General features: G+C 62.5%; 17 protein-coding genes. 9 read left to right on the forward strand and 8 right to left on the reverse strand.

Annotated features, from left to right (window positions below; genetic code table 11):
• Entirely contained in the window at positions 1 to 468 is a 468-nt protein-coding gene (gene exbD, locus V1293_RS02280) for a TonB system transport protein ExbD (RefSeq protein ID WP_334506325.1), read from the forward strand.
• Positions 465 to 1,256 (forward strand): energy transducer TonB, encoded by a 792-nt coding sequence (locus V1293_RS02285; protein ID WP_334506327.1) that lies wholly within the window; start codon positions 465 to 467, stop codon positions 1,254 to 1,256. Before exbD ends, V1293_RS02285 begins: the two co-directional genes overlap by 4 nt.
• A gap of 54 nt (positions 1,257 to 1,310) precedes the next feature.
• Here the strand turns inward: V1293_RS02285 and V1293_RS02290 are convergent, their stop codons facing one another.
• The 8 genes from V1293_RS02290 to V1293_RS02325 all read right to left on the reverse strand — a co-directional run bounded on the left by V1293_RS02290 (position 1,311) and on the right by V1293_RS02325 (position 8,197).
• On the reverse strand, positions 1,311 to 1,715 hold the full coding sequence (locus V1293_RS02290) for a hypothetical protein (RefSeq protein ID WP_334516594.1): 405 nt from the start codon (positions 1,713 to 1,715) through the stop codon (positions 1,311 to 1,313).
• 64 nt (positions 1,716 to 1,779) lie between these two features.
• Positions 1,780 to 2,460, reverse strand: a complete 681-nt coding sequence (locus V1293_RS02295) for a site-2 protease family protein (protein WP_334506329.1) — start codon at positions 2,458 to 2,460, stop codon at positions 1,780 to 1,782.
• 51 nt (positions 2,461 to 2,511) lie between these two features.
• The gene (locus V1293_RS02300; protein ID WP_334506331.1) at positions 2,512 to 2,904 is read right to left on the reverse strand and encodes a GFA family protein; all 393 of its coding nucleotides are present in this window, start codon (positions 2,902 to 2,904) and stop codon (positions 2,512 to 2,514) included.
• Positions 2,905 to 2,976: 72 nt separating this feature from the next.
• Positions 2,977 to 3,366 carry a RidA family protein gene (locus V1293_RS02305; RefSeq protein WP_334506333.1) on the reverse strand — a complete coding sequence of 130 codons (390 nt, stop codon included), beginning with the start codon at positions 3,364 to 3,366 and terminating at the stop codon, positions 2,977 to 2,979.
• Between the two features lie 35 nt (positions 3,367 to 3,401).
• Positions 3,402 to 4,148 (reverse strand): SDR family NAD(P)-dependent oxidoreductase, encoded by a 747-nt coding sequence (locus tag V1293_RS02310; RefSeq protein ID WP_334506335.1) that lies wholly within the window; start codon positions 4,146 to 4,148, stop codon positions 3,402 to 3,404.
• A gap of 146 nt (positions 4,149 to 4,294) precedes the next feature.
• Complete coding sequence (locus tag V1293_RS02315) at positions 4,295 to 5,029, reverse strand: SDR family oxidoreductase (protein WP_334506337.1); 735 nt, start codon at positions 5,027 to 5,029, stop codon at positions 4,295 to 4,297.
• 124 nt (positions 5,030 to 5,153) lie between these two features.
• Positions 5,154 to 6,974: an IlvD/Edd family dehydratase gene (locus V1293_RS02320; protein ID WP_334506338.1), complete on the reverse strand. Its 1,821-nt coding sequence runs from the start codon at positions 6,972 to 6,974 to the stop codon at positions 5,154 to 5,156.
• Positions 6,975 to 7,165: 191 nt separating this feature from the next.
• Positions 7,166 to 8,197 (reverse strand): LacI family DNA-binding transcriptional regulator, encoded by a 1,032-nt coding sequence (locus tag V1293_RS02325; protein WP_334506340.1) that lies wholly within the window; start codon positions 8,195 to 8,197, stop codon positions 7,166 to 7,168.
• Between the two features lie 193 nt (positions 8,198 to 8,390).
• Between V1293_RS02325 and V1293_RS02330 the strand changes: the two genes are divergently transcribed.
• From V1293_RS02330 to eda, 7 genes are all read left to right on the forward strand, one after another.
• Positions 8,391 to 9,458 (forward strand): ABC transporter ATP-binding protein, encoded by a 1,068-nt coding sequence (locus V1293_RS02330; protein WP_334506342.1) that lies wholly within the window; start codon positions 8,391 to 8,393, stop codon positions 9,456 to 9,458.
• 39 nt (positions 9,459 to 9,497) lie between these two features.
• Positions 9,498 to 10,817 carry an ABC transporter substrate-binding protein gene (locus V1293_RS02335; RefSeq protein ID WP_334506344.1) on the forward strand — a complete coding sequence of 440 codons (1,320 nt, stop codon included), beginning with the start codon at positions 9,498 to 9,500 and terminating at the stop codon, positions 10,815 to 10,817.
• Positions 10,818 to 10,939: 122 nt separating this feature from the next.
• The gene (locus tag V1293_RS02340; RefSeq protein WP_334506346.1) at positions 10,940 to 11,899 is read left to right on the forward strand and encodes a carbohydrate ABC transporter permease; all 960 of its coding nucleotides are present in this window, start codon (positions 10,940 to 10,942) and stop codon (positions 11,897 to 11,899) included.
• Positions 11,892 to 12,827 (forward strand): carbohydrate ABC transporter permease, encoded by a 936-nt coding sequence (locus V1293_RS02345; RefSeq protein WP_334506348.1) that lies wholly within the window; start codon positions 11,892 to 11,894, stop codon positions 12,825 to 12,827. The genes V1293_RS02340 and V1293_RS02345 overlap by 8 nt, the downstream gene beginning before the upstream one ends.
• Positions 12,828 to 12,875: 48 nt before the next feature.
• Positions 12,876 to 13,862: a D-erythronate dehydrogenase gene (gene denD / locus V1293_RS02350; RefSeq protein ID WP_334506350.1), complete on the forward strand. Its 987-nt coding sequence runs from the start codon at positions 12,876 to 12,878 to the stop codon at positions 13,860 to 13,862.
• Positions 13,863 to 13,895: 33 nt separating this feature from the next.
• Complete coding sequence (locus V1293_RS02355) at positions 13,896 to 14,843, forward strand: sugar kinase (RefSeq protein ID WP_334506352.1); 948 nt, start codon at positions 13,896 to 13,898, stop codon at positions 14,841 to 14,843.
• Entirely contained in the window at positions 14,840 to 15,490 is a 651-nt protein-coding gene (eda, locus tag V1293_RS02360) for a bifunctional 4-hydroxy-2-oxoglutarate aldolase/2-dehydro-3-deoxy-phosphogluconate aldolase (RefSeq protein WP_334506354.1), read from the forward strand. The genes V1293_RS02355 and eda overlap by 4 nt, the downstream gene beginning before the upstream one ends.
• Positions 15,491 to 15,542 lie beyond the last annotated feature (52 nt).

A 15,542-nucleotide genomic window follows, 5' to 3' on the forward strand; every position in this document is an offset into this window, starting at 1 on the left:
ATGGGCGCCTCGATCGCAGAACACGACGTCGATGACGACAGCGATTTCGCGGAATCGCACGAGATCAATGTCACGCCGTTCATCGACGTCATTCTCGTTCTGCTGATCATCTTCATGGTCGCGGCGCCGTTGTCGACCGTCGACCTGCCGATCGATCTGCCGACCTCGACCGCAACCCCGCAGAAGAAGCCGGACAAGCCCACTTATGTGAGCATCAAGCCGGATCTCTCGGTTGCGATCGGGGAAAACATGGTCAAGCGCGTCGACCTGGTGCGTTCGCTCGATGGGATGGCCGATGCCAGCAAGGAGCGCCACATCTTCCTGCGCGCCGACCGTGCCGTGCCCTATGGCGAATTGATGGACGTCCTCGAAATCCTGCGCGCCGGCGGCTATTCCAAGATCAAGCTGGTGGCGCTCGAAGGCGTTCCCGAAGCAGCGGCGTCGCAGGCGGCGCCGGCAAAGCCTTGACCGCGCTCGACGAGCAAAAACCCTCCCGGCGGCTCTGGGTTTTTGCCGCGGTGACCGCGCTCGTGCTTCACGTCGGCGGCGCGGCGCTGGCGATTGCGCATTTGCAGACCGAAGAAGCCGATGACGCCCTCGGCGCGTCGGCGATCGAGATCGGGCTCGAAATGGCCTCTGTCCGCCGGGAGGTGACCGACCTCCCACCGGGTCCGGACACCGATGCTTCCGCGGCTTCGCCTCAGCTCTCCGAACAGAAGGCCGAGGTCAAGGAAACCGAACTCCCGCAGGACAAGCCGACCGAGCCCGAAGAGGCCGACCGGGTGGTGACGGAGAACGAGTCGAAGAAGCCGAAAGAGGACGATCCGAAGATCGCGGCGGTGCAGACGCAGGCTTCCACCGAGTCGATTGCCGCCGAAGCCACCGCGACGCCGAGTTCTGAGGCGATTCCGGAAGGGCAGCGTTCCGTCGCGCCGGTGATCGGCACAGGCGAGAGCGCGCGGCGTGCACGCGCGACATGGCAAAAGGAGCTGGTTGCGCATCTCGACAAGCACAAGCGGTACCCGAAGGAACGGCAGCAAAAATCCGCCGAGATCCAGGTGCGCTTCACGCTCGACCGCCTGGGCCACGTGCTCGCGACCGATATCGAAAAGGGCTCGGGCGATCCGGCCTTCGACGAGGCCGCGCTAGCGATGGTGCGGCGCTCCGATCCGGTGCCGATGCCGCCACCGGTGATCGCCGACGAAGGCCTGACCTTCACGTTGCCTGTGATCTTCCGCGTCAAGAACAAGAGCTGAAGCTGCGCAAGGCGAGGCGCGCGAAGCCGTGCCCGCTGCGCGAAGACGCCCGCGTCAGCGCCAGTAATAGCGGATGCTGACATACACCACGGCAAGGCACGCAAAGATCAGCGCCACCGGGAGCGGCCGCTTTGTCGCCGGGCCGGATGCGGCAGCTTTGGGCCGTGGGGGCGGCCGTCGGAACGCGGTGACGGTGCCGGTGGCCGGCTCGCTCGCGCGCGAGGGAATTTCGGGTGGCGTTCCGGAGCCGCCCATCTCGGCATAGTAGCTCTTGTACATGAGCTGGATGGTGGCCTCGGAGGCGTCCGCCTCCGTCATCCTCGCCAGTAGCTGCCTATAGCCTTCCAGAAAGCTCTGCGCCTCGGCGGGCAGGGCGGAAAACCCGTTGAGCTTGGCCAGCATTTTCCAGGTTGCAAAATCTGCCCTCGCACGGGTATCGGCGCGTCGTGCAATCAACATATCGGCAGCTTTTGTCGCCATGGCCGGGGTCGGTTCTTCCCTGTGTGCTGTCTCTATCTGAAGTTTAAGCGTTGCCGGTGATGAAGAGAAGCGCGCTGATCACATATCCGGTCAAAGTTCGAAGTATCACCGAAATAACATCAAGATTTAGGCCGAGCTGCGCGCCGATGACGGGAAGCAGGATCAGAAGTCCGAGCAGGATCAACATCCCGTACGGTTCCAGTCGCGACAGCGGGTAAGCCAGCACCTGCGGCAAGAGTCCGACGGCGACCCGGCCGCCGTCCAGCGGCGGGATCGGCATCATGTTGAAGATCGCCAACACGATATTGATCAGGAAAGCGTTTTTGAGATTGTCCGCGGTCCATTTCGCGGCGTCCGCCGGCACCAAGGGCAGGGCATGAAAGGCAAACGCCACCATCGTCGCCAGGATGATGTTGGTGGCGGGCCCCGCCAGCGCCACCCAGACCATGTCGAGCCGGGGGTTGTTCAGGTTCCGGAAATTCACCGGGACCGGCTTGGCATAACCGAACAAGAACGGCGAATGCGACAGCAGCAGCACGGCCGGCAGAATCACGGTGCCAAAGGGGTCGATATGCTTGAGGGGATTGAAACTGACCCGGCCAAGCTGCCAGGCAGTCTTGTCGCCAAGCCGGTACGCCACAAAGCCGTGGGCGGCCTCGTGAAAGGTGATGGCGATGAGGAGGGGGAACACCCAGACCGAGATGTCGTAAAGAGAGATGTTCAAACGGTCTGCCCCCGGTTTGCGCTTCGAAGACGCCAGCCTAGCATGCCCGCGCTACTGGAGAACCGTCTCCGGATACTGCCGCAGCCCGTCGTCGAGCCGCACCCACGCCATCTTCTCCGAGACCCAGATGTGCTCGGTCGGCGCAAAGGCGTTGCGGTCGTCGAAGACGGCCAGCGCAACGCCCACGACGGTGCCGTTGGTCCGGCGCGAAAACAGCCGCGTCCCGCAAGCCTTGCAGAATACCCGGTCGAGCGCCTCCGAGGAGGGATAGCGGGCCGTCTCGCCTTCAACCGTCAGCGCCCGCTGGTCGAACAGCGCGCGGGCAAAAAACGGCGAGCCCATCGCCTTCTGGCAGTTGCGGCAGTGGCAGATGCGGACGTTGAGCGGCTCGCCCTCGGTCTTGAACCGGACCGCGCCGCAGAAACATCCGCCTTCTCTGATCATTGCACCCTCGCGACTGGATTCGACATTCTGGGATTCATGCCAAGAGTTCCCAAGCGGGCCACCAATTGCCTGTCATGCTTCGGCGATTGCTTCGATTTCCAACAGCCAGGCTTCGTCGAAAATGCCGGCAATGATGACTGTGAGCGCGGGAGCATGGTCTCCCAAGGCATCCTGTCGCGCTTGACGGTTTTCGAGGGCGAATTTTCGATCGGACAGGAAGATGGTCACCTTGACGAGGTTGCCGATGGTCATGTCCGCGGCTTCGAGCTGCGCAAGGACATTGGTCCATGCAAGTCTCGCCTGTGCACTAAAGCTCTCCGGCACTGTGCCGTCGCGAGTCACGGGAATCTGGCCGCTGATGTAAAGCCGCCGGGCGCCGTTCGTTGTTTCCAAGGCTTGAGAATAACCACCAACGGCTTGAGGTGCAGATTTGGCGTTTATCGATCGAAGTTGAACGGGCATCAGAGGTCTCGTCTCGGCGCTGAGTTCTTACGAATTTAGTACGTCGCCCGGCCGCCGGAAATGTCGAATACGGCGCCGGTCGAGAAGGCGCAATCCTCCGACGCCAGCCACGCCACCATCGCCGCGAGTTCTTCCACCAGCACAAAACGACCTTTTGGAATCTTCGACAGCATGAAGTCGATGTGCTGCTGCGTCAGCTGGTCGAAGATCGCGGTTTTCGCCGCCGCGGGTGTCACCGCGTTGACCAGGATGTCATGCTGGGCGAGTTCCTTGCCGAGCGATTTGGTCAGCGCGATCAGGCCGGCCTTCGAGGCCGAATAATGCGCCGCGTTGGGGTTGCCTTCCTTGCCGGCGATCGAGGCGATGTTGACGATGCGGCCGTATTTCTGCGCCAGCATCGCCGGCACCACCGCCTTGCAGCAGATGAAGGGGCCGTCGAGATTGATGCGCAGCACCTTGCGCCATTCATCGAGGTCGGTTTCCCACACCGTCTTGTTGATGCCGGCGATTCCGGCGTTGTTGACAAGGATATCGATCTTGCCCAGCGCCTTCAGCGTCTCATCGCGGGTCTTCTCGACGGCGGCGAGGTCGGAGACGTCGACCTTGAAGGCCGAGACGGCAGCGCCGATTTCCTTTGCGGTCTTTTCCGCAAACGGCAGGTCATGATCCCAGATCGCGACTTTCGCGCCGGAGGCGACGAAGCGTTCGGCGATCGCGCGGCCAAACCCCTGAGCCCCGCCGGTGACGACAGCGCAACGGCCGTTCAGATCGATCTTGTTCATGGGAAGGTCCTTTTACGTAAACCGTGCCGCGCTGGTTGTCTTCTTCTCCCTCGCCCTGCTCTTCGCGGGGAGAGGGCGGGGTGAGGGGCTCTATCCGCGAGCACTGCCGGCGAGTTGAATATCGTGCCTTGCCCCTCGCCCGGAAACTACAGCGTCCAGCCGCCGTCGATGACATGCGCGACGCCGGTCGTGAACGCGCTCTCGTCGCTGGCGAGATAGACGGCAAGGGCTGCGATTTCCTCGGCGGTGCCGAGCCGGCCCATCGGTTGCCGCGAGACGAACATCTCGCGCCCGCCGGGGCCCGCCGCCGCCGCCCGTTGCAGCATCGAGGGCGTCTCAATGGTGCCGGGGCAGATGCAGTTGCAGCGGATGCCTTTGGCGATGAAGTCCACCGCCACCGACTTGGTCAGCGCCGCGACCGCGGCCTTGGTCGCGCCATAGACGTAGCGATTGGGCGCAGCCTTTACCACGCCGGCTGCCGAGGAGATGTTGACGATTGTACCTTTGCCATTCTCCAGCATGCCCGGCAGGAATGCGCGGATCGTACGGTGCATCGACTTGACGTTGAGGTCGAAGGAAAAATCCCAGTCCTCGTCGGAGCAATCCAGCACGGTGCCGTTATGCACGAAGCCTGCCGCATTGAGCAGGATGTCGGTGTTGCCGGCGCGCCCGGCCATGGCGGCGACGGCAGCGCTGTCGCGGACGTCGAGCTTCGCCACTTCCGCGATACCTTCGCCCTTGAGGGCTTCGAGCTTGGCCTCGTCGATGTCGGTGGCGAACACCGTCGCCCCCTCACGCGCAAAAGCCAGCGCACAGGCGCGGCCGATTCCCACGGCGGCGGCGGTGACGAAGGCGCGCTTGCCCTTCAGGCGGTCTGACATTTTTTCTTCCTTGAGCGATTGAGTATTGTTTCTCGACGTCATACGCGGGCTTGACCCGCGTATCCATCTTCTTCGCAAAAAGGATGGATTGCCGGGTCAAGCCCGGCAATGACGGTCTTATTGCCTAGTGATTATCCCGCGCCACGCCGACCGTGCCGGCAATATTTTGATAGCGCGTGGCGAGTTCCATGCAGGCGCCGGTGGCCTGCTGGCCGACGGTCGAGCGATAGACCTCCTGCCACGGCGTCTGGTTGGCCGGGTAGGGGAAGCCGCCCTTGTCCTTCAGCTCGGCGCGACGCTTCTTCAGTTCATCGCTCGTGATCAGGATGTTGGCGTCGCCTTTGTTGAGGTCGATGCGAACCTTGTCGCCGGTCCGCAAGATCGCAAGCCCGCCGTCCGCGGCGGCTTCCGGCGAGGCGTTGAGGATCGACGGCGAGCCTGAGGTGCCGGACTGCCTTCCGTCGCCGATGCAGGGCAGGGACAGGATGCCGCGTTTGATCAGCGCCGCCGGCGGCTGCATGTTCACGACCTCGGCACCGCCGGGATAGCCGATCGGCCCGGCGCCGCGGATGAACAGCACGCAGTGCTCGTCGATGTTGAGCGAGGGATCGTCGATGCGGTGGTGATAATCCTCAGGCCCTTCGAACACGATGGCGCGGCCTTCGAACGCATTCGGGTCTTTGGGGTTGATCAAATAGCGGTCGCGGAATTCCTTCGAGATCACGCTGGTCTTCATGATCGCGGAATCGAACAGGTTGCCGCGCAGCACCAGGAAACCCGCATCCTTTACCAGCGGCTTGTCGTAGCTCCAGATCACGTCGCCGTCGGGCTTGGGTGCCTCGCGGCAGTTCTCGCCCATGGTGCGGCCGTTGACGGTGACAGCATCCTCGTGGATGCGCTTGTGCGCCATCAATTCACGCACCACCGCCGGCACGCCGCCGGCGCGATGATATTCCTCACCAAGATAGAAGCCGGCCGGCTGCATGTTGACCAGGAGCGGGATGTCATGGCCGTGCTTCTGCCAGTCGTCGATCGACAGCTCGACGCCGATGTGCCGCGCCAACGCGTTGATGTGGATCGGGGCGTTGGTCGAGCCGCCGATCGCCGAATTCACTGCGATGCAGTTCTCGAACGCCTTGCGGGTCAGGATGTCGGAGGGCTTGAGATCCTCCCAGACCATCTCGACGATGCGCTTTCCCGTTTCATAGGCGATCTGGCCGCGTTCGCGGTAGGGCGCGGGGATCGCCGCGCATCCTGGCAGCGACATGCCGAGCGCTTCGGCAAGCGAGTTCATGGTCGAGGCGGTGCCCATCGTGTTGCAGTGGCCGACCGAGGGGGCCGAGGACGCCACGATTTCGATGAACTCGTTGTAGTCAATCTCGCCGGCGGCAAGCCGTTCGCGTTGCTTCCAGACGATGGTGCCGGAGCCGGTGCGCTCGCCGTTGAACCAGCCGTTCAGCATCGGACCGCCGGAAAGCACGATCGCGGGCAGATTGACGGTTGCCGCCGCCATCAGGCAGGCCGGCGTGGTCTTGTCGCAGCCGGTGGTCAGCACCACGCCATCGAGCGGATAGCCGAACAGGATTTCGACCAGGCCGAGATAGGCGAGGTTGCGATCGAGCGCCGCGGTCGGCCGCTTACCGGTTTCCTGGATCGGATGCGTCGGAAATTCCATCGCGATGCCGCCGGCCGCGCGGATACCCTCGCGCACCCGGTGCGCCAGTTCGAGATGGTGCCGGTTGCACGGCGAGAGGTCGTTGCCGGTCTGGGCGATGCCGATGATCGGCTTGCCGGACTGCAATTCCTCCCGGGTCAGGCCGTAGTTGAGGTAGCGCTCGAGATAGAGCGCCGTCATTCCCGGATTATGCGGGTTATCGAACCACTCGAGGGAGCGTAGCCTTCGGCCCTTGCCATTGGTGGGCGCCTTGTTGTCGGTTTTTTTCATTGATTCCTCCCGCACTGCAAACTGATGGCGGCTCAAAACACGGCAGCACTTGCACCATCCTGAAAATTCCATCCGCTGCAAACGCAGCCGCCGCGTCCAGTTCAGATTTCGCGGACTCGATCCTAATCCGCCCTAAAAGATAGCGCTACCATTTTCTGCCGCGGCGCGACCAAGGCTGTGAGCGACGCGCATCAGGTGCTTGAAGGCATCGAGCTTTCGCGGACCATCAACTGAAAGCCAAGGTCGATAACCGGCTCCTTCGGGCGGCGGCCCTCGATCGCGTCGATCACCATGCTGACGGCGTGCCGGCCCATTTCGTAGCGATTGGTGCGCACGCTGGAAAGCGAGGGGACCGCAGAGGCGGTGAATTCCAGATCGTTGAAACCGACAATGGCCAAGTCGCGGGGAACCGAAATCTGCCGGCGCTGGCATTCGAACAGGACACCGAGCGCAAGGTCGTCGTTCACGCAGAAAACGGCGTCGATGTCGGGCGTCTGCGCAAGGAGGTCGGCGAACAGCGTGCCGCCAAGCGTGACGGTGGTCGGCACGGAAGTCGTGACGACGAGCGTCGGATCGAACAGCGAGGCCGCCTTCATGGCATCCCGATACCCTTCGAACCGCCGCTGCACGCGAGGGTCCATTCGCGCGCCGAGGAATCCGATGCGGCGGTATCGTTGCTCCAGGATGTGCGAAATTGCCGCAAAAGCTGCGTCGTAATGCGAGAAGCCGACCATCATGTCCACTGGACTGTCGCCGATCTCCATGATCTGCGTGATCGGGCAATTCATGGATTCCAGGATCGCGCGCGAATCCGCGGTCTGGTTGATGCCGGTGACGATCAATCCCGCGGGCTTCTGCGCCCGGAACAGGCGCAGCAGCTTTTCCTCCTGCAGAATGCTGTAGCGGGTATTGGCAAGCTGAATGGTGTAGCGGCTACCTTCGGAAGAATCGTAGATGCCGCGCAACACATCGGCGAATACGTTGTTGGTGAGGGAAGGGATCACGACGCCGATGACTTCGGTACGGTGCGAGGCCAGCGCACGCGCGGCGAGATTGGGGACGTAACCCAGTTCCTTCACGGCGCTGTCGACGCGTTCCCGCTTGTTCACCGATAGCGCTTCGGGGTTCCTGAAAAAACGCGATGCCGTGATTGGGCTGACGCCAGCAAGCTTGGCGACCTCGGTGAGGCGGATTTTGCCAGACTTTGTCTGTTTTCGTCCCATCTAGCGCTCATATCACAACAGATTAGACGTTTGAACAATTATTGACAGCGCTACCATCGGATTGCTAAAAACCGCCAAACTGCGGATGATGATGACGGTTGAATTCGGCTTCCGGCATTAGAGTCGAAAAGACAGCAGAGCGCCGCCGTCCACCTGTGGCGCCACAAAACAGAAGATGAGGGGAGAGAGTTCGATGTCGTCGGTACAGATTCGCGACGTGCGAAAGTCGTTCGGCAATTTTGAAGTTTTGCACGGCGTGTCGATTCCGATCGAGGATGGCGAGTTCGTCGTGCTCGTCGGCCCCTCCGGTTGCGGCAAGTCGACCTTGTTGCGGATGCTCGCCGGTCTCGAAAACATCACCTCGGGCACGATTTCGATCGGCGATCGCGTGGTCAACAATGTCCAGCCCAAAGAGCGCGACATTGCCATGGTGTTTCAGAACTACGCGCTCTATCCGCACATGACCGTCGCCGACAATATGGGCTTCTCGCTCAAGCTGCGCGGCGCGAGTGCCGATGAAATCTCGAACGGGGTGAAGCGCGCCGCGGAAATCCTGGCGCTGACGCCGTTGCTCGAACGTTATCCCCGGCAGTTGTCGGGCGGCCAGCGCCAGCGCGTCGCCATGGGCCGCGCCATCGTGCGCGATCCCCAGGTGTTCCTGTTCGACGAGCCGTTGTCCAACCTCGACGCCAAGCTGCGGGTTGCGATGCGCACCGAGATCAAGGAACTGCATCAGCGCTTGCGAACGACGACGGTCTACGTCACCCATGACCAGATCGAGGCCATGACCATGGCGGACAAGATCGTGGTGATGCATGATGGCGTCGTCGAGCAGATGGGCACCCCGCTCGAGCTCTATGACACCCCGGCCAACCAGTTCGTCGCCGGGTTCATCGGTTCGCCGGCGATGAACTTCCTCAAGGGCAAGGTGAAGTCGAACGGCAGCGCCGGGTTCGAAGGTCCGAACGGCGTCAAGCTGCCGCTGGCATCGGCGCCCGCCAACTCTGACGGTCAACCGGCGGTCTATGGCGTGCGGCCCGAACATTTCACCATCGCCGACGACGGTGCCGAAGCCGAGATCGTCGTGGTCGAGCCGACTGGCTCGGAAACGCAAGTGTTCGCCAAGCTCGGCGGCGAGCAGGTCGTCGCCGTATTCCGCGAACGTCATCAATTCAATCCGGGCGACAAGGTCCGGCTGAAGCCAGACCCGGCACTCGTGCATCTGTTCGACGAGCAGACCGGGAAACGACTGAACGCCTGAAAATAAAGTCAAAATTATAAAACAACGGGAGGATGGACTATGCAGGATTTTACCCGCCGCTCTCTGCTTCAGGGTGGCACTGCGCTGGCGGCGGCTGGCGCGCTGACCGGACCGGCACTGCTCGATTTCGCCAAGGCCTGGGCACAAGCCTCGCCGTGGAAGGCTGAGTCCGGCGCCAAGCTGACGGTGATGCGCTGGAAGCGCTTCGTGCCGGCGGAAGACGATGCCTTCAACGCCATGGTCGCCGCATTCAAGGCCGCGACCGGCACCGAAATGAACGTGTTCTCGGAGTCGTTCGAGGACGTGCAGCCGAAGGCCTCCGTTGCCGCCAACACCGGCTCGGGCCTCGATATGGCGTGGGGACTGCACACGCTGCCGCAGTTGTTCCCGACCAAGGTCCTGAAGATGAACGACGTTGCCGATTATCTCGGCAAGAAGTACGGCGGCTGGACCGATGCCGCGGCGAAGACCTGCATGCTGGGCAACGACTGGCTCGGCATTCCCGTCGCCACCGTCGGCGGCTACATGACCTACCGCAAGTCGGCGACCGACAAGGCCGGCTTCAGCGAGTTTCCGAAGGATTTCCCGGGCTTCCTTGAGCTGTGCAAGGCGCTGAAGAAGAACAACACGCCGGCCGGCTTCGCGCTCGGCCATGCCACCGGCGACGCCAACGGCTGGCTGCACTGGATCCTGTGGGGCCACAACGCCTGGACCGTCGACAAGGACGACAAGGTCATCATCAATTCGCCGGAGACCGCGAAGGCGCTCGAGTACGTCAAGGCGCTCTCGGAAACCTTCATTCCGGGCGCTGCATCGTGGAACGATTCTTCCAACAACAAGGCCTTTCTCGCGGGCGAACTCTATTGCACCGCCAATGGCATCTCCATCTACGTTGCCGCCAAGGATGATCCGACCAAAAAGGAAATTGCCGACGACACCTATCATGCGCTGTATCCGGTAGGTCCGATCGGGAAGCCGACCGAATTGCAACTGGCGGTGCCGATCCTGGCGTTCAACTTCACCAAATATCCGAATGCGGCGAAGGCATTCACCGCCTTCATGCTGGAGAAGGAGAACTACGATAAATGGCTGATGGGCGCGCGGGGCTATCTGACCCATACGCTCAATGCCTATGATGCGTCCCCGGTGTGGACGGCGGACCCGAAGAACCAGGTGTTCAGCCAGGCCAGCAAGCGGGCGCTTCCGGCTTCCGGCATCGGCACGCCCGGCGAGAAGGCGGCAACCGCGATCGCCGACTTCATAGTGGTCGACATGTTCGCCAACTATGCCACCGGTTCGAAGGATGCCAAGACCGCCATGGCGGAAGCCGAGCGGCAGTTGAAGCGCATCTATCGCTGACCAACCGGCGCGGGCGGCGGATATCGGCCGCCCGCGCCGTCAATAAAGCATGATCCGGAAAAGTGGGTACCGGTTTTCTGAAAAGATCATGCTCAAGACAGTGAGTAATCGGGACATCGCCCATGGCTGACATCGCAATCGCGCCAAGAAGCGCCAAGTCGGAAATCCGCGAGGCGACCGCATGGGATCAGCTCAAGCACAACCGCAACTGGCTTGGCTTCTGGTTCATGGTGCCGGCGCTGGCGTTCCTGATTTTCTTCCTGGCCTATCCGCTGGGTCTCGGTATCTGGCTTTCCTTCACGGACACTCGCATCGGCCGCATCGGCCAATATGTCGGAGTCGAAAATTACGAGTGGCTGTGGGACGATTCGATTTTCTGGCTCTCGGTCTTCAATACGCTCCTCTACACTTTCATCGCGAGCGCCATCAAATTCGGAATTGGCCTCTATCTCGCGCTTCTTCTGAATGAAAACATGCCGTTCAAGGCGATGCTGCGCGCGCTGGTGCTGATCCCCTTCATCGTGCCCACCGTGCTGTCGGCGCTGGCGTTCTGGTGGATCTTCGATTCGCAATTCTCGATCATCTCGTGGTCGCTGAAGCAGATGGGCCTGATCACCCAGAACATCAACTTCCTGGGCGATACGACCTGGGCGCGGATTTGCGTGATCTTCGCCAATATCTGGCGCGGCGTTCCGTTTGTGGCGATCACGCTGCTGGCGGGTCTGCAGACCGTGCAGCCGTCGCTTTATGAAGCCGCCACCCTCGACGGCGCAACGCGCTGGCAGCTTTTCCGGCACATCACGTATCCGCTGCTGACGCCGATCATCGCTGTCGTGATGACGTTCTCGGTGTTGTTCACCTTCACCGACTTCCAGTTGATCTGGGCGATGACGCGGGGCGGCCCGGTCAACGCCACGCATCTGATGGCGACCTTGTCGTACCAGCGCGCGATCATCGCGGGTCAGTTGGGCGAGGGCGCGGCGATCTCGAGCGCGATGATCCCGTTCCTGCTCGCCGCGATCATGGTGTCCTGGTTCGGGCTGCAACGCCGCAAGTGGCAGCAGGGTGAAAACAATGACTGATCTCCCCACCTCGCGGATCGATCTCAAGGCCGTCCTGCACGGCTCGGCGCCGACAGTCGCGAAGGATGATCACAGCGAAGGCATGAGCTATCTGCAGTCGGTGCCGCGCCGGCTGGTGACGCTCTATCTGCCGCTGTCGATCATCGTCATTATCCTGCTGTTTCCGTTCTACTGGATGGGTTTGACGGCGATCAAACCCGACGAGCAACTGATCGACCTCGATAAGTTCAATCCATTCTGGACCTGGAATCCGACCTTCAAGCATATCTATAAATTGCTGTTCGACAGCTATTATCCGTACTGGCTCTGGAACACGATGTATGTCGCGGTTTGCGCCACCATCCTGTCGATCATCGCAAGCGTGCTCGCCGCCTATGCCATCGTTCGGCTTCGTTACAAGGGCGCTAACCTGGTCGGCGGGCTGATTTTCCTCGCCTATCTGGTGCCGCCCTCGATCCTGTTCATCCCGCTTGCCACCGTCGTATTCCAGTACGGGCTGTTCGACTCGCCGATGGCGCTGATCCTGACCTATCCGACGATCCTGATTCCGTTCTCGACCTGGCTATTGATGGGCTATTTCAAGACCATCCCGTTCGAGCTGGAAGAATGCGCGCTGATCGACGGCGCCAGCCGCTGGCAGATCCTGATCAAGATCGTGCTGCCGCTGGCGATCCCCGGCCTGATTTCGGCGTTCATCTTCTGCTTCACGCTGTGCTGGAACGAGTTCATCTACGCGCTGACCTTCCTGCAATCGACCGCCAACAAGACGGTGCCGGTCGCGATCGTCAACGAATTCGTCGATGGCGACATCTATCGCTGGGGCTCGCTGATGGCGGGCGCGCTGGCGGGCTCGCTGCCGCTGGTCATCCTTTACGCCTTCTTCGTCGAGCATTATGTGTCGGCCATGACGGGAGCCGTAAAAGAGTGAGCGCTTGAGGCCCGTGTCGGATAACAGGGTTCAAAAAGGAGACGGGTCTTGCACATTCTGATTCTCGGCGCCGCCGGCATGGTGGGCCGCAAGCTGACCGACCGGCTGCTGCGCGAAGGCCGCCTTGGCAGGCACGAGATCACCCGCATGACCTTGCAGGACGTGGTCGCGCCCGCGAAGCCTGCGAATGCCTCGATCCCGATAAGCGTTGTGGCTTCCGATTTTGCCGATTCCGGCGCGGCGGAACCGCTGATCGCCGATCGGCCGGAGGTGATCTTTCATCTCGCCGCGATTGTCTCCGGCGAGGCCGAGGCCGAATTCGACAAGGGCTACCGGATCAATCTCGACGGCACGCGCTACCTGATCGACGCCATCCGCCACGCCGGCGGCGGCTACAAGCCGCGCCTGGTGTTCACGTCCTCGATCGCGGTGTTCGGCGCGCCGTTCCCGGAAAAGATCGGCGACGAATTCTTCCATACGCCGTTGACCAGCTACGGCACGCAGAAGTCGATCTGCGAGCTCCTGATCAACGACTACACCCGCAAGGGCTTGCTCGACGGCATCTCGATCCGCCTGCCGACGATCTGCGTGCGGCCGGGCAAACCGAACAAGGCGGCCTCCGGCTTCTTCTCCAATATCATCCGCGAGCCGCTGGCGGGCGAGGAGGCGGTGCTGCCGGTCTCCGAGGACGTGCGGCACTGGCACGCCTCGCCGAAATCGGCGGTCGGTTTTCTGGTCCATGCCGGCACCATGGACCTCGGTGCGATGGGGCCGCGGCGCAATCTCAGCATGCCCGGCATGTCGGTGACCGTCGGCGAACAGATCGCAGCGCTGGATCGCGTCGCCGGCAAGAACGTTACCGCGCGCATCAAGCGTGTGCCCGATCCGACCATTATCGGCATCGTCTCCGGCTGGCCGCGCGACTTCGTCACCGACCGCGCGCTCAAGCTCGGATTCACCACCGCCGAGAAGACGTTTGACGACATCATCCGGATCCACATCGAGGATGAGCTGGGCGGCAAGTTCGCAGGCTAACGTGACGTCACGTTTCTTCACGCGGATGCGGTCATGAGCAAGGTAGCCTGCATCGGCGAATGCATGGTCGAGCTGAAGCAGGCCCAAGGGACCGAGCCCGGCCTGTTTTCGCGCGGCTATGGTGGCGACACGCTCAATACCGCCGTCTATCTCGCCCGGCTCGGCGTCGGCGCCGATTACATCACCGCGCTCGGCGACGATGCCTTGAGCGATGAGATGGTGGTGGGCTGGGCGGCGGAGGGGGTCGGGACCAGCCGGGTGGCGCGGTTGCCGGGCAAGCTGCCGGGCCTCTACATGATCCAGACCGATGACAGGGGCGAGCGCCGCTTCTTTCACTGGCGCGACAGCGCCGCCGCCCGCAGCCTGATGGATTTGCCGCAGACGCCGGAGATCCTGAATTCGCTTGCCGGCTATGACGTCATCTATCTCTCGGCGATCACGCTCTCGCTGTATGGCGGGGAGGGACGGGCGCGGCTGTTCGCGGCGCTGAAACGCGCCCGCGAAACTGGGGCGCGCTTTGCTTTCGATACCAATTTCCGGGCGCGCGGCTGGCCCGATCTCGACATCGCGCGCGCCGTTTTCCAGGAGGCCTTTGCCGCAGCCGATATCGTGCTGGCTTCCACCGAGGACCTGCTGCCGCTCTATCCGGGCGTAACCAACGAAGCATTGCTGGCGCGGATCCCTGGGGCCGAGGTGGTGTTGAAGCTTTCGGAGCCGGCGAGCATCGTGCGCCTGGAAGGCGTTCCTTATCCAATCAAGGCCAAGCCGGTGGAGGCGCCCGTCGTTGATACGACGGCGGCCGGCGACAGTTTTGCGGCCGCCTACGTGGCCGCGCGCCTCGTCGGCGCGGACCCGATTGAGGCCGCCCGGGCAGGGCATCGCCTGGCTGGCGTTGTGGTATGCCATCCCGGGGCGATCATCCCGCGCGCGGCGATGCCGTCCGGACTCATTCCCGCTACCTCTCGCAAGGCATCTCCATGACCGCAGCCACCAGGCAGGAACAACTCGCCGCCATCTTCAAATCGGCCACGGTGATCCCCGTGCTCACCATCGAACGGCTGGAGGACGCAGTGCCGCTGGCGCGTGCGCTGGTTGCAGGCGGGGTGCGCGTGCTGGAGGTCACCCTGCGGACGCCGGTTGCCGCCGATGCCGCCAAGGCGATGATCGCGGAGGTGCCGGACGCCATTGTCGGCATCGGCACGATCCTGAACGCCGACGATCTGGCGCGGGCAAGGGCGCTCGGGGCCAAATTCGGCATCAGCCCCGGCGCGACGCCGGAGCTTTTGAAAGCCGCCGCCGCAAGCGACCTGCCGTTTGCGCCCGGGATCGCGACAGCTTCCGAGCTGATGCAGGCGCTGGCGGCCGGCTTCGATCTCGTCAAATTCTTTCCCGCCGAGCAGGCCGGCGGTATCAAGGCACTTCGGGCGCTGGCCGGGCCGTTTCCGAATATCAGGGTTTGCCCGACCGGCGGCATTGGGGAAGCCAATGCGGCGACCTGGCTGGCCGAGCCGAATGTAGTGGCGGTGGGCGGTTCCTGGCTCTGTCCGGCGGCCGACATCCGGTCCGGCAACTGGGCCGGCATAACCGCCATGTGCAAGCGCACCCTGGAATCGCTGAAACCGGCGTGAAGTATTTTTCCTGATAGGCTACAAAGGCTTCAGAACCGAAACAGGGAGATCG

Source organism: Bradyrhizobium sp. AZCC 1693 (assembly GCF_036924745.1).
GTDB lineage: Bacteria > Pseudomonadota > Alphaproteobacteria > Rhizobiales > Xanthobacteraceae > Bradyrhizobium.